Annotated in this window: 16 protein-coding genes; 6 read left to right on the top strand and 10 right to left on the bottom strand. The window is 39.6% G+C overall.

The features are described 5' to 3' along the window. Positions 1 to 91: 91 nt before the first annotated feature. The 6 genes from rpiB to Q0465_RS08770 all read right to left on the bottom strand — a co-directional run bounded on the left by rpiB (position 92) and on the right by Q0465_RS08770 (position 6,188). On the bottom strand, positions 92 to 526 hold the full coding sequence (rpiB, locus tag Q0465_RS08745) for a ribose 5-phosphate isomerase B (protein ID WP_298615448.1): 435 nt from the start codon (positions 524 to 526) through the stop codon (positions 92 to 94). Positions 527 to 708: 182 nt separating this feature from the next. Continuing rightward, the gene (locus Q0465_RS08750; RefSeq protein ID WP_009137392.1) at positions 709 to 1,398 is read right to left on the bottom strand and encodes a response regulator transcription factor; all 690 of its coding nucleotides are present in this window, start codon (positions 1,396 to 1,398) and stop codon (positions 709 to 711) included. Between the two features lie 42 nt (positions 1,399 to 1,440). Next, on the bottom strand, positions 1,441 to 2,958 hold the full coding sequence (locus Q0465_RS08755) for a sensor histidine kinase KdpD (RefSeq protein WP_298615176.1): 1,518 nt from the start codon (positions 2,956 to 2,958) through the stop codon (positions 1,441 to 1,443). 61 nt (positions 2,959 to 3,019) lie between these two features. After that, positions 3,020 to 4,045: a Holliday junction branch migration DNA helicase RuvB gene (ruvB, locus tag Q0465_RS08760; protein ID WP_298615179.1), complete on the bottom strand. Its 1,026-nt coding sequence runs from the start codon at positions 4,043 to 4,045 to the stop codon at positions 3,020 to 3,022. Positions 4,046 to 4,191: 146 nt separating this feature from the next. Continuing rightward, a complete protein-coding gene (locus Q0465_RS08765; RefSeq protein ID WP_298615182.1) occupies positions 4,192 to 5,220 on the bottom strand; it encodes a DUF4435 domain-containing protein in 1,029 nt (342 codons plus the stop codon). Between the two features lie 125 nt (positions 5,221 to 5,345). Next, the gene (locus tag Q0465_RS08770; protein WP_298615184.1) at positions 5,346 to 6,188 is read right to left on the bottom strand and encodes an AAA family ATPase; all 843 of its coding nucleotides are present in this window, start codon (positions 6,186 to 6,188) and stop codon (positions 5,346 to 5,348) included. A gap of 311 nt (positions 6,189 to 6,499) precedes the next feature. Between Q0465_RS08770 and Q0465_RS08775 the strand changes: the two genes are divergently transcribed. From Q0465_RS08775 to Q0465_RS08785, 3 genes are all read left to right on the top strand, one after another. After that, positions 6,500 to 6,868, top strand: a complete 369-nt coding sequence (locus Q0465_RS08775) for a DMT family protein (protein WP_298615186.1) — start codon at positions 6,500 to 6,502, stop codon at positions 6,866 to 6,868. A 138-nt stretch (positions 6,869 to 7,006) separates the two neighbouring features. Then, positions 7,007 to 8,818 carry a TrkH family potassium uptake protein gene (locus tag Q0465_RS08780; protein ID WP_298615189.1) on the top strand — a complete coding sequence of 604 codons (1,812 nt, stop codon included), beginning with the start codon at positions 7,007 to 7,009 and terminating at the stop codon, positions 8,816 to 8,818. A gap of 12 nt (positions 8,819 to 8,830) precedes the next feature. Then, positions 8,831 to 9,514: a TrkA family potassium uptake protein gene (locus Q0465_RS08785; RefSeq protein WP_298615191.1), complete on the top strand. Its 684-nt coding sequence runs from the start codon at positions 8,831 to 8,833 to the stop codon at positions 9,512 to 9,514. 196 nt (positions 9,515 to 9,710) lie between these two features. Here Q0465_RS08785 and pgk read toward each other — a convergent pair whose 3' ends face one another. Further along, positions 9,711 to 10,904 carry a phosphoglycerate kinase gene (pgk, locus tag Q0465_RS08790; RefSeq protein WP_298615193.1) on the bottom strand — a complete coding sequence of 398 codons (1,194 nt, stop codon included), beginning with the start codon at positions 10,902 to 10,904 and terminating at the stop codon, positions 9,711 to 9,713. Positions 10,905 to 11,141: 237 nt separating this feature from the next. Between pgk and Q0465_RS08795 the strand changes: the two genes are divergently transcribed. After that, positions 11,142 to 11,573 (top strand): nucleoside deaminase, encoded by a 432-nt coding sequence (locus Q0465_RS08795; protein ID WP_298615195.1) that lies wholly within the window; start codon positions 11,142 to 11,144, stop codon positions 11,571 to 11,573. Positions 11,574 to 11,604: 31 nt separating this feature from the next. Here the strand turns inward: Q0465_RS08795 and Q0465_RS08800 are convergent, their stop codons facing one another. The 3 genes from Q0465_RS08800 to aroB are packed head-to-tail and all read right to left on the bottom strand — an operon-like array spanning position 11,605 to position 15,544. Beyond that, entirely contained in the window at positions 11,605 to 13,200 is a 1,596-nt protein-coding gene (locus Q0465_RS08800; protein ID WP_298615197.1) for an aspartate:alanine exchanger family transporter, read from the bottom strand. A gap of 46 nt (positions 13,201 to 13,246) precedes the next feature. Further along, a complete protein-coding gene (locus Q0465_RS08805) occupies positions 13,247 to 14,479 on the bottom strand; it encodes a 3-phosphoshikimate 1-carboxyvinyltransferase (RefSeq protein WP_298615199.1) in 1,233 nt (410 codons plus the stop codon). Positions 14,480 to 14,503: 24 nt separating this feature from the next. Continuing rightward, a complete protein-coding gene (aroB, locus tag Q0465_RS08810) occupies positions 14,504 to 15,544 on the bottom strand; it encodes a 3-dehydroquinate synthase (RefSeq protein ID WP_298615202.1) in 1,041 nt (346 codons plus the stop codon). A gap of 453 nt (positions 15,545 to 15,997) precedes the next feature. Here aroB and dprA point away from each other — a divergent pair, with 453 nt between their 5' ends. Together dprA and gdhA are read left to right on the top strand one after the other, a co-directional pair. Next, positions 15,998 to 17,107 carry a DNA-processing protein DprA gene (gene dprA, locus Q0465_RS08815; protein ID WP_298615204.1) on the top strand — a complete coding sequence of 370 codons (1,110 nt, stop codon included), beginning with the start codon at positions 15,998 to 16,000 and terminating at the stop codon, positions 17,105 to 17,107. A gap of 281 nt (positions 17,108 to 17,388) precedes the next feature. Beyond that, positions 17,389 to 18,723 carry an NADP-specific glutamate dehydrogenase gene (gene gdhA, locus Q0465_RS08820; RefSeq protein ID WP_298615206.1) on the top strand — a complete coding sequence of 445 codons (1,335 nt, stop codon included), beginning with the start codon at positions 17,389 to 17,391 and terminating at the stop codon, positions 18,721 to 18,723. The last annotated feature ends 271 nt before the right edge of the window (positions 18,724 to 18,994 follow it).

Raw genomic sequence — 18,994 nt, forward strand, 5'->3', positions numbered from 1 at the left:
ATCTTATTTTGGGGACGCTACCAGTAGGCCCCCTTTTTTCCTTTATTCAGAGAAATCCTCCGGTACTGAATTCTTTCTATTCGCAGCAAGCTTATTGTATAGGTATTTTCTCTATTCTCCGCTGATGCCGTCCTCCTTCAAATTCAGTAGCCAAAAAACGATCTACTATTTCCTGAGCCTCCTCGTAAGGAATAAAACGGGCCGGCAATCCGCATACATTAGCATTATTATGCAAACGGGCCAACCAGGCAATTTCTACATTCCAGCACAAAGCACACCGAATTTCCGGATGTTTATTAGCCGTCATAGAAGCTCCGTTTCCACTTCCGCAAAGTACAATTCCTTTTTCAAACTCTCCAGCCCCTACTGCCACAGCCAAAGGATGAATCGTATCGGGATAATCCATGCTTTCCGGAGAATGGGTTCCGAAATCTTTAACTTCATGTCCGTTTTTCCGAAGATAGTCTACCAGTTTCTCTTTGTATTCAAAACCGGCATGATCACAAGCTATTGCAATTTTCATAATTTAAAACATATTTATGTCCGGCCATACCGTAACGACAGGAAGTAATGCACCTGACGCATGCGAAACTGCCGGAACAGTCTTTATTATACTTCAGTGATACAAAGTTAAAGGATTATCTTTCACATAAGCAAAAAAAATAGGTATTCTTGCGAATACCTATCAAAATATTTATCCCGGCAATATCAAAGAATCAGTTTATATCCTTTTCCATGTACATTGATAATTTCCACGGAAGGATCTTTTTTCAAATGTTTCCGCAATTTCGTGATATACACGTCCATACTGCGGGCATTGAAATAGTTATCATCTGCCCAAATATTCTTTAAAGCATAATTTCTTTCCAACACTTTATTTACATTCAGGCATAATAATTTCAATAATTCCGACTCTTTTGTAGTCAATTTTTGTTCTTCTTCCCCGTCGAACAATGTTTGCTTTTTAGAATTAAATGTCAGTTTTCCAATTTTGAAAACTTCCTGTTCATCTTCCGGTTTCAAGCCTGTAGAACGGCGTAAAACAGCCTCTATTCTCAGTAACAATTCTTCCATACTGAAAGGCTTGCTCATATAATCATCCGCACCAATTTTAAAGCCTTCCAATACATCTTCCTTCATATTTTTTGCAGTAAGGAAAATAATCGGAATTTCGCTATTTATCTGACGCACATCCTTCGCTAAAGTAAAGCCGTCTCTTTTTGGCATCATCACATCGAATATGCATAAATCAAAAGGCTGATTCAAAAAAGCCTCGTATGCAGCATCCCCATCTTCGCATAAAATTGTATCGAATCCTTTTGCTCTCAAATATTCTTTTAACAGCATTCCCAGATTCGTATCGTCTTCTGCCAATAAAATTTTAATTTTCTCATCCATAACTATATAGTTTTAAATAATTTCTCTGAAAAATATACGTTTTTAAAAAAATAAAGTTCTCTTTACTTTTTGTTTTTTAGAGGTCAGCGGTAAAATAATATCAAAACGACTTCCCTTGTCCAAAGCACTTTCTACTTCTATTCTTCCTCCATGTGCTTCAACAATCTTTTTGACATAAGAAAGTCCTAATCCAAATCCTTTTACATTATGCAAATTACCTGTAGATACCCTGTAAAATCTTTCAAAGATTAACTTTTGTTCTTTCGTAGCAATTCCTATGCCATTGTCTATCACGCTGATAATTATTTCATCTCCCTTGTTACGGGTATATACACTGATTTCCGGAGCTTTTACACAATATTTTATTGCATTGTCCAGCAAGTTGGAAACCACATTGGTAATATGCACCTCATCTGCCAGCACTTCATCCCGCTCTGCATCCAAATGGCCGAATAATTGTCCGCCTTTATCTTCCACCCTCAGGCTAAATTTTGTCAGCAAGCCTTCCACAACTTCATTCAAATTCACATTTTTCAACTTCAATTTCATCCGGGTTTCGGTAAATAAAGCCGTCTGCAATACCTTTTCAACCTGATAGGTCAGCCGTTTGCTTTCATCCCGGATAATACCTGCAATATGATCGATAGATTCAGGCGTCTGTTGCACAGCTCCGTCTTTCATCATCTGGGCCGCCAAAGAAATCGTTGCAATCGGAGTTTTAAACTCATGAGTCATATTGTTGATAAAATCATTCTTAATCGCTGACAATTTCTTCTGCCTGAGAATCACATAAATACAAAACCCGAAACAAAGTACTAACAGTAATGTAATAATTAAACTAGGCAACAGCAAAAATACAGAAGATAAGCGGTCGTGTACCTGATCGGGAAATATAAGGTAAAGACTGGCCAGACTTTTATTCCCTCCCAAAAATATCTGTTTACTGTACGTATAATCGGAATAGCGGTTAAAAAAATGTTGTGACATCACAATAAAACGGTCTTTTTCTTTTACGGCAAATTCAAAATCCGACTTCACTCCGTTATTCCGCAATCTTTCCCCCAGCACTGTCCGCAAATTTATATCTTTAATACGGTCTTCAACAGAACGTTCCGGTTCGCTGAACCTTTTCTTTAAAACCAATTCATAATCTGTTCCTAAACGATCTTTTACGGCCTGTCTGTATTTTTGAAGGGAAGACAATAAACCCGTGTTTTTTTGTCCTAAAAAATCATTTACATTTTGAGTTTCATCATCACCATCGATCAGATTCAAAGGCTGTCCCAACCCCATCTCATTTTTTAAAGAAACATTGTCGTGTCCTGTTCTATACCGATCTTCAGGCTCCTGCAATTTTTCAGTTCCTTTTTTTATCTCATTCAGTTTATCCCTTTCCTCTACATAAGCAATTGCTTCATCCAGAGAACGGTTGACCGCATAATCAAACTGAGCTTTTTTCAACTTAAAAGCCGTCTGAAAATACTTTGCCTGCATATAGATTAACCCTAACAGCGAGCAACCCAGCACCACACTCAAAACAATAATTTGTTTCTTTCTCATACACGCATATTTATCAATTCAAAACCACATTCCCCTCACTTCCGTCCCCATTTACCCTCCCTTAAAACAAAGTAGGTTGTTCATTTATCCGTCTATCATTTTTCCCCAGATGTTTAAAAGCCAGTTCCGTCACTTCCCTTCCCCGGGGAGTCCGTTTTAAAAACCCTTCCTTGATCAAAAAAGGTTCATATACCTCTTCCAGCGTACCTGCATCTTCTCCCACAGCTGTGGCAATAGTAGTCAACCCTACCGGCCCTCCTTTGAATTTCTCTATTATCGTCAACAATATCTTATTGTCCATTTCATCCAACCCATACTTATCGATATTCAACGCTTCCAACGCATAACGGGTAATATCCCAGTCAATCTCTCCTGTTCCTTTCACCATTGCAAAATCCCTTACTCTTCTCAATAAAGCGTTAGCAATACGGGGTGTTCCACGGCTCCGGGAAGCAATCTCCAAGGCAGCCTGACTGGTAATTTTCACTTTCAAAATAGAAGCCGATCTCCACACAATAGCTGACAATACATCCGTATCGTAATACTCCAGATGAAAATTAATTCCGAAACGAGCCCGTAAAGGGGCTGTCAACAATCCGCTCCGAGTAGTTGCCCCCACTAAAGTAAAAGGATTGAGCTGAATCTGTACGGAACGGGCAGCCGGTCCTTTATCAATCATAATATCAATCCGGTAATCTTCCATTGCGGAATACAAATACTCTTCTACAATGGGGCTTAAACGGTGGATCTCATCTATAAAAAGCACATCATTTTCTTCCAGATTTGTCAACAGACCCGCTAAATCCCCCGGTTTATCCAATACCGGTCCGGAAGTAATCTTTATCCCCACACCCAATTTATTGGCAATAATGGAAGCAAGTGTGGTTTTTCCCAAACCCGGAGGACCGTGCAAAATAACATGATCCAACGATTCCCCCCGCATCTTCGCTGCACTGACAAATATCTTCAGATTTTCGACAATCTTTTTCTGTCCCTGAAAATCCTCAAAAGTCAAGGGGCGTAATGCCCGCTCAAACTCTTTCTCCGTCTCTTTTATCCTATTGTCTCTTATATCAAAATCACCCATTGCCGTATACATCTGACACCAAAAGTATAAAAACAATATATCAACTCAAAGTGTTAAAATGGAAAAGTGTTAATTCTGAGAAGAAATTAAAAGAAGATTAACATTTAAAATTAGTTTTTAATGATAAATACTTCCTGGGCAACTCCCTAAACATTATTACCGGGACAAGGTAACCTTTTTTTCATTTCCTGCCGGGGAAAAGGTACTTCAACATTTCCCAAAAGTTCATAAATATCTTTTTCCAATTTCTGAATAGCAGTATATGCCCCGTAATGAATATTCTGCCGGAGTTCCATATCCACATTATTGCGATCCCGGTATAAAGCAGCTATTGCTTCCCGGGTATGATGCCCGCGTCTTGCCTTTTTCAGCAGGATCTTACATACTTCCTTGCTAATACTGCTGATCATATCGTAAACATTGTGTCCGCGTATAAACAGGTAAGTTGTATCCGAAGTCAGGCCCAAAATTTCATATTTATTACGAATAAACGCTAAATCTGCCTGGGGATAAATCCGTTCAAAATAATCCGTCTTCTTTTTCACTTTATATCTCAGCTCCTCCAACGCTTTCCCGACATTATTCAGAATATCCGGAGCTTTATGCTTACCCAAATTGATAAACTGGTTAAATTCATACTTGGAAAACCGCGTCGGATCTGCTCCCAAAAAATAAAGATGCCAGATAAAAAGAGGATACACAATACGGGAATATTCTGCCAGAAATCTGCGGAAACTAAATATTTGGTTCGGAACATGAGTAACCCGGCTGCATACCTCATCCAATCCCTCTGCAAAGCAATGGTGATTTTCAAAGGAATACGTATACGTCTGCAAAACGTAATGCTTTACATCTATTTCCTTTTCATGTAAAAGATAGCGATAATCGCTGTCGATACAGATAAAAAAATCAGTGCTAAGGTAATTAAGATACTTTAAACATTGGGTCACCCCGCTGGTTTCATGTCCAAATTCGTTCCGGGAACCTGCAATAAAATGGAAACGGTCGTCCGGACGAAAATGCTTTATCACAGTACTCCAAAAAATAATATCATCTTTATTTTCCACATGTATGGCAGCACGACAGCGAAACATTTTAGCATCCAAAGCAAAACGTCTTGCTGAATTTGCGAAAAACAGTTCTTTATTTTCTATACCCGCTCCCGTCCCAAACATACAAAAATTCAAATTAAAAAATATACACCCTTTACACACCTCTTTCCCTTCCTTCCCTTCGCTTACAACTGGAAAAGAAATTTATTCCCTAAAAACGTTCCGCCTTTTCCAACCCTTCTGCATTTCTAACCGATCACCTGCACCATATCTTCTATATAAAACAATTTATCCCCCCAACCGTCTCCGAAAAGACTGGGCGAATGAGTAGAAGTAATAATCTGGCAACTCGGATTCAAATTCCGGATTTCTTCAAACAGACGATATTGCCATTCTATATGGAGAGAGATTTCGGGTTCATCCATCAATAAAATATAAGGTTGCTCCTCCATCAGAAAAACTCTCAATAAAATAATCAACAACTGCTTTTCACCCGAAGACAGTTTATATAAGGGAATTATCTCTCCATGATCTATAAAAATCAAACGGTTCGTATGGGGATCTATTTCAATTGTTTTTTCTGTTTTGGCAAAAAGACGATTTACAGTATCGTAAAACATTTGAATCCGTTCATTAATTCTGGCGGCCTGATCCGGAAAATTTGTTGCTTTTAAACGATAATCCGAAAAAGAAGGATGGTCCCCGCCAATATTGTAAACAATATCGTGCAATTCATTGTAAAGCTGGCTGTATTCTTTACCAACCCTGGGCTTATCCTTCATCGGGACATCAAATGTACTGATTTTCTGGTAACGAACGCCAGACAAGGCCTTTTTGAGTTCGCTAACCGGCATCTTCGGAGTATAGTCTACTGTAAAATCGTTTACTTCCACTGTAACGGATACCCCGTATAATTTCAAGCGTTTGACATCAGCCGAAAAAATAGAATCTAAAATATTAAAAAAGGTGGTTTTACCACTTCCGTTGATACCAATCAGAATATTGACATCCGGATTCAGATCTTTCCAAAGCAGATCGTATTTCTGCCATAAATTCCGGATCTCTATACGGTGTATAAGATTAGCTTTCATAACAAACTCTTTTTACAAAGATATAAAACTAAAAATGAAAAAGAGAAGGATAAAAAATATATTTTTGCAAGGTCTTACAGAACCAAAATGTCAAAGTGAAGATTTATTATTTTAAAAGTCTGCATTTCCCTTATTATTTTGGTTTTTGAGACATTTTTTATTTTAAAGTATATCACCTATCGGTCGATCTGACTTTACGCATACTTTTTAAAGTATGCATTTCAACGGCCGGTCTGATTTTATGATTATTTTATTTTTTAAAATTATAACCTCTTGCTCAGGGGATTGACTAACATTTTTAATTTGGTATTATGCGCGGATTATCGACCATTGGCCTGCTTATTCTTTCTAATATATTTATGACATTTGCCTGGTATGGACATTTGAAACTTCAGGAAGCGAAACTTATTACTCATTGGCCTCTTATCGGCGTTATCTTATTTTCCTGGAGCATTGCCTTATTCGAATATTGCGCACAAGTGCCGGCGAACCGTATCGGCTTTGAAGGAAATGGAGGACCGTTTAGCCTGATGCAGTTGAAAATTATTCAGGAAGTCATTACACTTGTCGTCTTTATTATCTTCTCCCTTTTGTGCTTTAAAGGGGAAACTTTGCATTGGAATCATATCGCAGCCTGTGTCTGTTTAGTTATGGCCGTGTATTTCGTATTTATGAAGTAGTAAGTTCCGCCTCGAACTGATGATGTTCCAGGTTTAACTTAAAACCGAAAAGATTACCGTAAACCGATAATTTTGTCTTAATTTTGTGAGAAGACCGGCTTATCGGGAATTTTTTATATCTCTTTATCGGTTTAACAGATGACGCTCCCAACAGAACTGAAATATAAAATCCGGCAATACTACCATAACTTTCAGTCGCTTGTAAAAATATCGACCGATATTATTGCTTTTCTCACCTCTTTTCTGACACTTTGCCTGCTCATGTATGAAATCGGGTTTCACGAAGACGGGAAAGTCCATTTGCTCCTGTCAGAAATATACAAGATTATTCTCCGGATTTTTTTATATACCGGCCTGATAAGGGTTATTTTAAATCCCCAGGGGGTAAAAAAAGAAAAAGGATTCTGGTTTGAAGTTGTACTTCTGATTGCTTTGACATTTGTCATCATCCTAGAAGCCTGGCCGGCTACAAGCAATCCTTTGTTTTCAAAACACTTTACAGATGTATCGACCTATATTTTACTCACCACAATCAGCGTTATTGAATTTTCAAAACAAATTGTCACGACTCTTCAAAGGTATGTAAAACCGGAAATGATGTTTGTCTACAGTTTTCTTTTCATTATTCTGGTCGGCACCTTTCTGCTGTCGCTTCCCAATGCACACACCTATCCCCTGAGTCTCATAGATGCCTTGTTTACATCTGCCAGTGCTGTCTGTATAACCGGGCTTACTGTTGTAGACACATCTGCAACATTCACCTTTACAGGCTTGATTATTCTGGTTTCTCTCATTCAGATCGGAGGTATCGGAGTGATGACGTTTACCAGTTTTTTTGCCATGTCTTTTTTCAGTCAGGTTTCCTTCCGTGACCAACTCAGTTTAAAAAATATTCTCAATGAAAATTCTTTAAATAACATTTTCCGTACCCTTTTTTATATCCTTCTCACTACCTTTCTTATTGAAGGCTTTGGAGCCTATGTCATTTACAATCAAATCAAGGATATTCCGGAACAAATTCTCCCGGACAAATTGTTTTTTTCTATTTTTCATGCCGTCTCATCGTTTTGTAATGCCGGCTTTTCCACCCTTCCCGGAAATTTATATGACCCCATTGTCCGGAATCTTTATGGACTTCAGAGCTGGATGGCTTGTCTGGTCATATTAGGAGGGATCGGATTCCCGATTTTGTTTAATTTCGGAAAATTATTCGTACACTATTTCCGGAATGCACTTTCCAGACTGAAAGGGAATCCTGTTCCGCATTACGGACAATTCCACATCATCAGTCTGACGACCCGGATTGTATTACCGATAACTTTAATTCTCATTGCAGGAGGAACGCTGGCTTTCTTATTTCTGGAGGATCATAATACCCTGCAAGACCTCCCCCTTTCCGGGAAAATAGCGCTGGCTTTCATGAACGCTGTTACACCCCGTACAGCGGGATTTAATAATGTAGAAATGACTTCGCTCCTTCCTTCCTCCATCTTCCTCCTACTGATGCTAATGTGGATCGGGGCTTCCCCAATGTCTACCGGAGGAGGGATTAAAACGACAACTTTTGTTGTTGCCTTTAAAAACATAATAAGTATTATACGGGAAAAACAAACCGTCGAGATTGCCGGACGTACAATTTCTCCGGGCAATATCCGGCGGGCCAATGCGATTATTCTTTTATCGCTGCTCTGGATAGGAGGGGTTACTCTCTTCCTGTTGATCACCAATCCACAAGCTTCTTTTATTCAAGCCCTGTTTGAGGTTGTATCCGCCCTCAGTACCGTCGGCCTGAGCCTCGGCCTGACTCCAGAATTGAACATAAGCGGTAAAATTATTATCAGCATTACAATGTTTGCAGGAAGGGTGGGATTGCTGACGCTTTTAATCGGAATTATCCGCCAACAACCGGTACAACCGTGCCAATATCCGGAAGAAAATGTTATTTTATAAATAAGAAAAATTATGAATTGTATTGTAATGGGTTTAAGTTATTTTGGAATAGCACTCGCCCAAAGATTGACCTCCATGGGCCATGAAGTGATTGGCATCGATAGGGATATCAATAAAGTAAATGAATACAAAGATTCCATCAAAAACACAATCTGCCTGAATATCAATAATCAGCAGGCCATTGAAACCTTGCCTTTAAAAGATTCAGACATTATTTTTGTAACCATCCGTAAAGATGTAGGGGCTTCCGTACAGGCCGTCGCTTTATTGAAAAAATATAAAGCTCCCCGCATCATAGCCTGTGCCGTATCCGACATTCACATGACCATATTAAAAGCCATGGGAATTACTGAAATCATCCGTCCTGAACAGGAGTATGCCGATCTCTTTACCACCCGGATTGAGTTGTCGAATTCTATTTTCACCTATAAAATTACCCACAATTATTTTATTCAGGAATTAAAGCTCCCGGACTCTTTTACCGGAAGACGTCTGGGAGACGTGCAATTTGAAAAAGAATTCAGCCTGCAACTCATCGCTATCAAACATCCTTTAACAGAAGAAACAACATCTCCCGGAAAAATAGTATTATTGAATAAACCGGATGAGAATTTTATCATCAGTAAAGAAGATATATTTATACTGGCAGGCAACCCCAAGTCTTTCCGGAAATTGATTCCTTTTTCAAACAAATAAACGTCCGGAAAACCGCTTTTCGAAGTAACCGTTCCTATTTTTTGCAGAGTCCGATGCAGGACCCGAATTTCTGATTCCCTCTCTCCCAGCTTTTCAGCCCCTTCAATCTGTCTGCTGACAAAGAGGTATCTGTCAGGTATAGTGTACTATCAATCAAAAGGCGTTTTTTCGGACGTTTTCTTTTTATCCCAGGCAATTATTCTCCGCGTATAGCCTCAATTCCCGGTAATTCCTTTCCCTCTATATATTCCAAAAGGGCACCTCCTCCGGTAGAAACATAACTTACCTTATCAGCCAAACCGAATTGATTAATTGCAGCGACAGAATCCCCTCCTCCAATCAGCGAAAAAGCTCCTTTTTCCGTAGCCTTTACAATCGCTTCTGCTATTGCCTTGGTTCCTTCGGCAAACTTAGGCATTTCAAAAACTCCGACCGGTCCATTCCAAAGAATCGTCTTGGAATTTTCGATCACTTTAGCAAATTTTTCCCGGGTTTCCGGACCGATATCCAAACCTTCCCATCCGTCCGGGATATTCATCGGGTCTGCCAATTTAGTATTAGCGTCATTACTAAAACTATCCGCTATAACAGCCTGATCGGAAAGTACTAAATTTACGCCGGCCTCTTTAGCTTTCTGCATAATTTCCCGGGCTAAATCCAGCTTATCTTCCTCACAAAGCGAAGACCCCACATGTCCGCCTAAAGCCCTCTTAAAAGTATAAGTCATTCCTCCTCCTAAAATCAAATTATCCACTTTCCCCAGCAGATTCATAATGATATCGATCTTTGAAGAGACTTTTGATCCTCCCATAATTGCAGTAAAAGGACGTTCCGGATTTTTCATCACTTTATCCACACTATCCAATTCCCCCTTCATCACATATCCGAACAACTTATCATTGGGAAAAAATTTAGCTATGACAGCCGTAGAAGCATGGGCACGGTGCGCCGTTCCAAAAGCATCATTGATCCACACATCTCCTAATTTCGCTAACTTACGGGCAAATTCCTCATCTCCTTTTTCCTCTTCTTTATGAAAACGAAGATTTTCCAATAAAAGTATTTCTCCCGGTTTCAAATCAGCAGCAGCTTTTTCGGCCACCTCTCCGATACAATCTTCTGCAAATTTTACAGGTACTTCTGTCAACTCTTCCAAGTGTTTCTGAATGTGTTTCAGGGAAAATTTATCTTCGGGTCCGTTTTTAGGGCGGCCCAGATGCGACATCAAAATGACGGAACCCCCTCCTGCCAACACTTTTTTTATGGTCGGAATAGCAGCTCTCATGCGGGTATCATCAGTAATTTCAAATTTTTCATTCAAAGGCACATTAAAATCCACCCGAATCAATGCCTTTTTGCCTTTGAAATCATAAGTATCAATAGTCTGCATAACTAAAATTGTTTATAATTATTTAATTTAAAATAGCTTCCTCTCTCCTTTCCTATTCCTTTCCGCCGCTAAAATTAACAATAAATCAAATGCATCCCAAATATTTTCAATTTATAAAGCTGACAAAAAACTCAAACGATTGTATTATTCCTTTAATTTCAAAAGTCACAAAATAGCAGATTTATTTCTTTCTTCTTATTTTTGTTTTTCTTTAAACTCACAAATAAAAGAACCGCTATGCCTCACGAAATTTTTATGCGAAAAGCCATAGAAGAAGCAATCATGGCAGCAGAAGAAGGAGAAATCCCTGTAGGAGCTCTGATTACTTGCAAGGGTAAAATTATTGCCCGGGCTCACAATCAAACCGAACGCCTGAATGACGTTACGGCCCATGCGGAAATGATTGCAATCACAATGGCAACTGCGGCTTTAGGAGGGAAATACTTAAATGAATGTACCCTGTATGTCACGCTGGAACCCTGTACAATGTGCGCCGGAGCAATGGCCTGGGCACAATTGGGAGAATTAGTTTACGGAGCTGCTGACCCGCAGAGAGGTTACAGACGTTTAATCCCATCTGTACTCCATCCCCGCACGAAAGTCACCGAAGGAATTCTGGAAAAAGAATGCAGTCAACTCATGAAAAAGTTTTTTCAGGAAAAAAGATAAAACAGAGGTTCTTATTTCAAAACAAACGGAACTACAACAAAACAGCAATAACCTGAATAAAGACAATCAGGAACACCATAGCAATCGGATAGACCGTAGCGTAGGCTACACTGGGTGCATCACTGTCTGTCATCGAACCCGCAGCCGCTAACCCAGGAGTACTGGTCATTCCACCCGTAATGGTACCCATCAGATCAAATAAATTGATTCTAAAAATAAAATAACCGATCAATACGGCAACAATCATAGGGACCAGCGTAATGGCAACACCAGCCCCGAAGAGAGCCCATCCGCTTTCCCGGAAGGTTTCCACCAGATTAGCCCCGGCAGCTGTACCGACTTCTGCCAAAAATAAAAGTAGTCCCAACTGCCGCAATAAAAGATTGGCTGCTCCGGACATGGACCAAACAACAGGTCCCGTTTTACCGATAGAACTCAAAATCAAAGCCGTCAGCAATATTCCCCCTGTCAAACCGGGAGAGAAACTAAAACTATCCGAAAAAGAAATATTTATTTTTCCGACCAATACCCCCAATACAATTCCCATCGCTATGGGGAAAAAATCAGTATCGGAAAGGCGTTTTTCATCATTCCCTAACAACTTGGCCAATTCTTTTAAACTATCCTGATGGCCCACCACCAACAGTTTATCGCCAAACTTCAACGATAAGCCCGGTTCCGGAGAAAGATCAATACCACTACGCCGGATACGCGTTACGGTACAGCCGAAATTCTGTTGCAGATTCAAACTGCCTAGCGTCTTTCCTATAATTTCTTTTTTGGTCAGTAATAAAGATTGCAACTCATAAGAAGTAGCTAAAGGCAAATCTTCCTGTATCCGTTCCCCTACCAATACCCCGAGCTGAGCCAAAGCATATTCACTTCCTACAGCCTTTACCAAATCATTTTGATGTAACACTGTCCTGGAAGAAGGTATTTCAGTCGTATCCCCGTGCTTAATCCGGGAGATCACTGCTCCTGTCATCGTACGGATTTGTAATTGTACTAAACTTTTCTCGAAAATATTTTCATTGGTTACCCGGAAGGTCCCCGTATAAATTTCAGGGTATTTACCGCGTTGTAAAATGTCCAGTCGTTTTTCTTCTTCCTTTACGTCCAATCTCAACATTCCCGGTAATAATTTAACAAACAAAATAACTCCAATGACTCCAAAAGGATAAGCAATACCATAAGCGATAGAAGCTGCAGACGAATGAGTACTGTCTATAGCTGCCGCTAAACCCGGTGTACTGGTCAAAGAGCCTGCTATCAAGCCGACTGCTTCTGCCGTATCAATATGCAATAAATACTTAAATAAGAGGGCAGTCATACAAGCCGAACCAATAATCAACAAAGTGATCAGAATTAAAACTTTCCCCTTCGAACGGAAAGAATCAAAAAAACCAGGTCCGGCTTGTATCCCAATCGTAAAAATAAACAACACCAAACCAAAATTTCCCAGTTCTTTCGGAATAATCACTCCGAAATGTCCAAACAACAAGGCAATAAAAATAACGGCTGATACGTCTAAAGAAATACCTTTGAAGTTAATCCGCCCCAATACAAATCCCAGAGCCACAATTAAAAACAGTGCAAAATACGATGATTGTAATAAACTTACCAGCATATTATTTCTTTTAAATTTTGATTCTTCTTTTACAAAGAGGCTTCTCTTACCTGCTTTCTGCCGTTCTGAGTCCCAGTTTATGTAATTCCTTCCAATAATCAGCAAACGATTTACTGACAACTTCTTTCTCAACGATAATTAATCCCGGATGTTTCAGAGCAGCAGGAGCAAACGCCATAGCCATCCGATGATCGTGATACGTCTCTATAGAAATACGATTATCCTCCGGCCACAAATATTCCCCTTCCCACTTCAATCTTCCTTCCCCCTCTTCCCTCAATTGATACCCTAATTTTCCTAATTCCCGGATTAAGGCCGCAATACGGTCTGTTTCTTTGATACGCAGCGTCTCCACCCCCGAAAAAGAAAAAGGAATCCCTTTCAGGCAACAAGCAACGGCGAAAGACTGTACCAAATCGGGCATTTCGACAAAATCGAATTCCAACGACCGGACTTCAACGTCCTTTTTCTTTAAAATTAATCTTTCCCCCTCAAAACAGCTTTCCACACCTAATTTTTTCCAAACCTTCACTTGCCCGGCATCCCCCTGCAAGCTTTTTTCCTGCAAACCGGACACGGCAATTTCACCCTCCTCTGCTATTGCCAACAGTTCATAAAAATAAGAAACTGCGCTCCAATCCGATTCTACCCGAAAAGGTACAGGAGTATACGGGACAGGCGCTATTTTTATAAAATTGCCGTCTGTCTCTATTTTTGCACCAAAACGGCCCATCAAGGCTGCGGTCATATCGATGTATTTACGGGAGACCACTTTACCCGTTAGACGCAACTGTAAGCCTTCGGCCATATAAGGGGCAATCATCATCAATGCCGAAATATACTGACTACTGACAGATGCAGGAATGGCAATTTCCCCTCCCCGCAAATACGACCCATAAATCCGGAGAGGAGGGAAACCAATCTGCCCGCTATACTCAATACGGGCTCCCAACTGATTTAATGCCTCGACTAAAACACCAATTGGCCGTTGCTTCATCCGCTCAGAACCTGTCAGTATCCATACTCCCGCAATTCTCGACAAAAAAGCCGTCAGAAAACGCATAGCCGTACCTGCATGACCTATATCAAAATGATTTGTATCCGATTGCAACACCTTCAACATACTTTCCGTATCGTCGCAGTCCGAAAGATTCCCGATTTCAAAAGGACTATCCGCCAACGCATTTAATATTAAAACCCGGTTGGATATACTCTTAGAAGCAGGTAAGGAAATTATTCCCCTTACTGTATTTTTTTCAAAACAGACAGCTATATTCATCTTTTTGCTTTAAACGGATTTTAATCAGGGATTGGAAAGGGTACGCAATGCCTCCAGTATTTCTTCCTGACTGCAATAATTATCGATGGAAAATTCTCCGGGCCGGCGCAGGAGGGTAAAATTCACCCCTTCCTGTTCATTTTTTTTATCATGCAGCATCAATCCATACAAACATTCTTCCGGTAGCTGAGGGATATAAGAGGGATAGATCCGACGGATATGCTGCCGAATCCTCTCATATAAACCGGATTCAAAGCCCATTTTTACCTCAGAAAGGTATAATTCCGCCAACATCCCATAAGCAACGGCATCCCCATGGTAAAGTTCCATCCCCTTTTCAATAGCCGCACTTTCAATAGCATGTCCTACCGTATGCCCGAAATTGAGTGCTTTACGTATTCCGGCTTCCTGAGGATCTGCTTTTACGACAGCATATTTTACCTTTACCGACTCTTCCAGTAAGCCTGCAAAATTTTCCCAGTCTATCTGTTCCGGAGAAACCGAAAACACGGCTTCAAAATGCTCACCTCCTGCCAGTAATGCATGTTTCAGCATTTCTGCAAATCCGGACAGGATCTGACGCTGAGGCAAAGTTTTCAAAAAAGAAATATCAATAATGACTTTCTCAGGTAAAGAAAACGTTCCAATTTCATTTTTCAAACCATTGAAATTCATTCCGGTCTTTCCTCCCACGGAAGCATCTACCTGTGAAAGCAAAGTCGTCGGGACATTGATACATTTTATTCCCCGTTTAAAACAGGCAGCAGCAAAACCACCGATATCCGTTACCAACCCTCCTCCGACATTTACTAACACAGCATTTCGCTTTGCTCCCCTATCGGACAGGATTTTCCAAATATACAGTACACTTTCCGGAGATTTATTTACTTCTCCCTCACCGATTACAATTCTGTTTTTTACATTTATCCTTTCCAGATTTAAGAGAGGCACACAATATTTATTACTACCGGTATCCGCTAAAATAAAAATATTCTCCGATGCAAAATTTTCCAGAACCTGCCCCAAAATACAATTGATATTCCGGGTAAAAATGATATTCTCCATAATCCTTCAGACAAATGCAATTCGTAACTATTCACTCTCCTCTTCCAAATCCACTTCCTCAGCAAAAAACAATTTTAAACCGGAACAAAGATAAGCTGAAACTTAAAAACTTCCAATCGAAATCCAGCTTTCCCTTCTTATTAAAACACAAATCAGATAAACTGCGTATAACATAAAAAAATATTTTTTACTTTAAACCTAAAGTTGTACCAATATTGCAATTTTACTTTGATCAATTACAATATTTTATTATTTTTGCAAATTTACAGTAATTATTAATTTATAGCGCAGGTTGCTTTGTCCGGGAATTGTATTCTGGATTTTCAGGATAAAATTCATCCGCCAGTCGGATAAATACAGCCTGCGCTTTCTTATTCAATTTTGGAAAATCAGTCCTATTTTTATTTTCAGTTTTTTTTCATAAATTTGTTTATATCCCTTATTTCAGTAACAATGGAAACGAATAGTTGCCTGAAAATGCAGATAGCTTTAACGATGCTACCCCGATTCAATACTCAAAAATGCTTAACGCTCATTGAACAATGCGGAGGTATTGAAGGATTTTTTCACGAGAAGACTGCTGTTTTCTCAGCGCTTTTAAAAACATATCATCTTGATTGCGCTGATGAAAGAAAAAAGGCATTGCGTTGTGCCGAAGAAGAATTAAAAAATCTCGATATTCACGATATTCAGGTATGTTCTGTCGAGCATTCCAATTATCCTTTTCTCTTGCGGGAATGTGAAGACACTCCTCTGGTCTTTTACTACAAAGGGCAATTGGTATCTGAAGATCTGCCTTACCTGTCTATAGTGGGTACGCGGCATGCCTCTGACCGTTGTAAAATACGGGTAAGGACCATCCTTAAAGAGTTATCCGAGAAAGGACATCGCTTAATCATTGTGAGTGGCTTAGCCTACGGCATCGATATCACAGCCCATCTGTCAAGCCTTGCCTACAATTTCCCGACTTATGCAGTATTGGGGCACGGGTTAAATACCATTTATCCGGCTCCTCATAAAAATATTGCAGAAGACATTCTCCGGAAAGGAGGAGCCCTGATTTCCGAATATCCTTGTTCATCTCCCATCTTACCCGTACATTTTTTAAAACGCAACCGGATTATCGCCGGTATAAGTCAGGTTACTTTCGTTGCAGAATCAGCCCTCAAAGGAGGAGCCATGTCTACTGCCCGCATAGCAGCTTCCTACGGACGAGATGTACTGGCACTTCCGGGCAGGCCGGAAGATAAATTTTCTGAAGGCTGTAACCACCTGATTAAACAAAACATTGCAGCTTTAGTAGAAAATAGTTCAGATATTGCCTTTTTACTTCACCTGAAAGCGGGAGAAAAAACTGCCGTACAAACAAGTCTCGACTTTTTCGAATCCGACGATCAGGAAAAACAACTTTTAAAAGTACTTACTCAACAAGGCTGTACTCATATCGATGACTTAGGCAAAAAAACAAATATTGCAATCAATGCACTCACAGCCCTTTTGTTAAAATTAGAACTGGAAGGAAAAATCATCTCCCTCCCCGGAAAAAATTATATTATTCCTTAATAATCCGGGTAAAAAAAATCATAAAATTTCAGTTTTTACAAATAACAGCAGATTTTAATAACAATTTAGATGTTGCTCTTTCTTTAGAGTAATAAATTGTAATAAAAAAAGGTTTACTCATTTAATAAAAATACGCTTAAAAATTTTGGAATATTAAATAAATAGGTAATTTTGAAACCTGAAAACGTTTGAGAAAATCAAATGTTTAAAAAGTGTCATTTACAATCAAATCCATTTATTAAAATCCTTCTGGGATTTTAAACGACTTAAAAATTATACACATGAAAGCAGAAATTAAAGAATTCATGGATGCCTTAAAGGCAAAAACTGTCGGTGAAAGTGAATTCCATCAGGCAGTGGAGGAAGTTATTGAAACGGTTTGGGATACCTATCAGGCAAATCCTAAATACAAAGCCAATAAGATTCTGGAAAAAATGGTTGAACCCGAAAGAGTGATCATGTTCAGAGTTCCATGGATTGATGATAAAGGTGAAGTACAAATCAACCGCGGTTACCGGGTACAATTCAATAGTGCTATCGGACCGTACAAAGGAGGCTTGCGTTTTCACCCGTCAGTAACCTTAGGAGGTTTAAAATTCTTAGGTTTTGAACAAACTTTCAAAAACTCTTTGACAACTCTTCCTATGGGAGGTGGTAAAGGAGGTTCTGATTTCAACCCGAAAGGAAAATCGGATAATGAAGTCATGCGTTTCTGCCAAAGCTTTATGACAGAACTTTGCAAATATATCGGACCGGATACAGACGTGCCTGCTGGTGATATCGGTGTGGGAGCACGCGAAATCGGCTTCCTTTTCGGACAATATAAGAGAATCCGCAATGAATTCGTCGGAGTATTAACAGGTAAACCGCGTGAATTCGGTGGTTCAAGAGTTCGTCCGGAAGCTACAGGTTATGGTACGGTTTATTTTGCTCAGCACATGCTGAAAGAAAAAGGCCAGGATATCAAAGGCAAAACTGTTGCTATTTCCGGTTTTGGTAATGTAGCCTGGGGTGCTGCTCAGAAATTAGTTCAATTAGGTGCCAAATTAGTTACCATCTCCGGTCCTGATGGATACATCTATGATGAAAAAGGAATTACCCAGGAAGGTGTTGATTATATGTTGGAACTTCGCGCCAGCAATAACGACGTTGTTGAACCGTATGCAGCTAAATTCGGAGCTAAATTCTTTGCCAAGAAAAAACCGTGGGAAGTTAAATGCGACATTGCATTCCCCTGTGCTATTCAGAACGAATTAAACGAAGAAGACGCAAAACAACTGGTTGCCAACGGATGCCAAATGGTAGTTGAAACTTCCAACATGGGTTGCACTGCAGAAGCTGTTAAATTCCTGAATGCTCACATCACTTTTGCTCCGGGTAAAGCTGCAAATGCCGGTGGTGTTGCCGTTTCAGGTCTGGAAATGAGTCAGAACTCTCTGCGTTACAGCTGGACTGCAGAAGAAGTAGACCAGAAATTATCTCAGATCATGAAAGATATTCACGATACCTGCGTGAAATTCGGTAAAGAAGGAGATAAGATTGACTACGTAAAAGGTGCAAATATCGGTGGCTTTATCAAAGTTGCTGAGGCAATGTGCGCCCAAGGACATGTATAAAAAGAAAATTCTTTCTTTTTCAATAAAAAATGTGCGTGGCTTCACGCACATTTTTTATTTTCTTTCCTCAAATGAAAAAAGACGGAAAAGCCTGTAAAGAAGAAAAGAAACACAGAAACAAATAAAAATCCGTAAAAAAACTCAGGAAATCCGAAAATATTCTTATTTATCCCATTAAGTGTTGACGAATTTCATTGCTTCCCTTAAATAACAATCCTTGAATTTTATTCTTAAAACAGTCGCTGTCCATACTGATTCTATCCCCTATCTT

Origin of the sequence: uncultured Odoribacter sp. (assembly GCF_937966165.1) — a bacterium.
Taxonomy (GTDB): Bacteria; Bacteroidota; Bacteroidia; order Bacteroidales; family Marinifilaceae; genus Culturomica.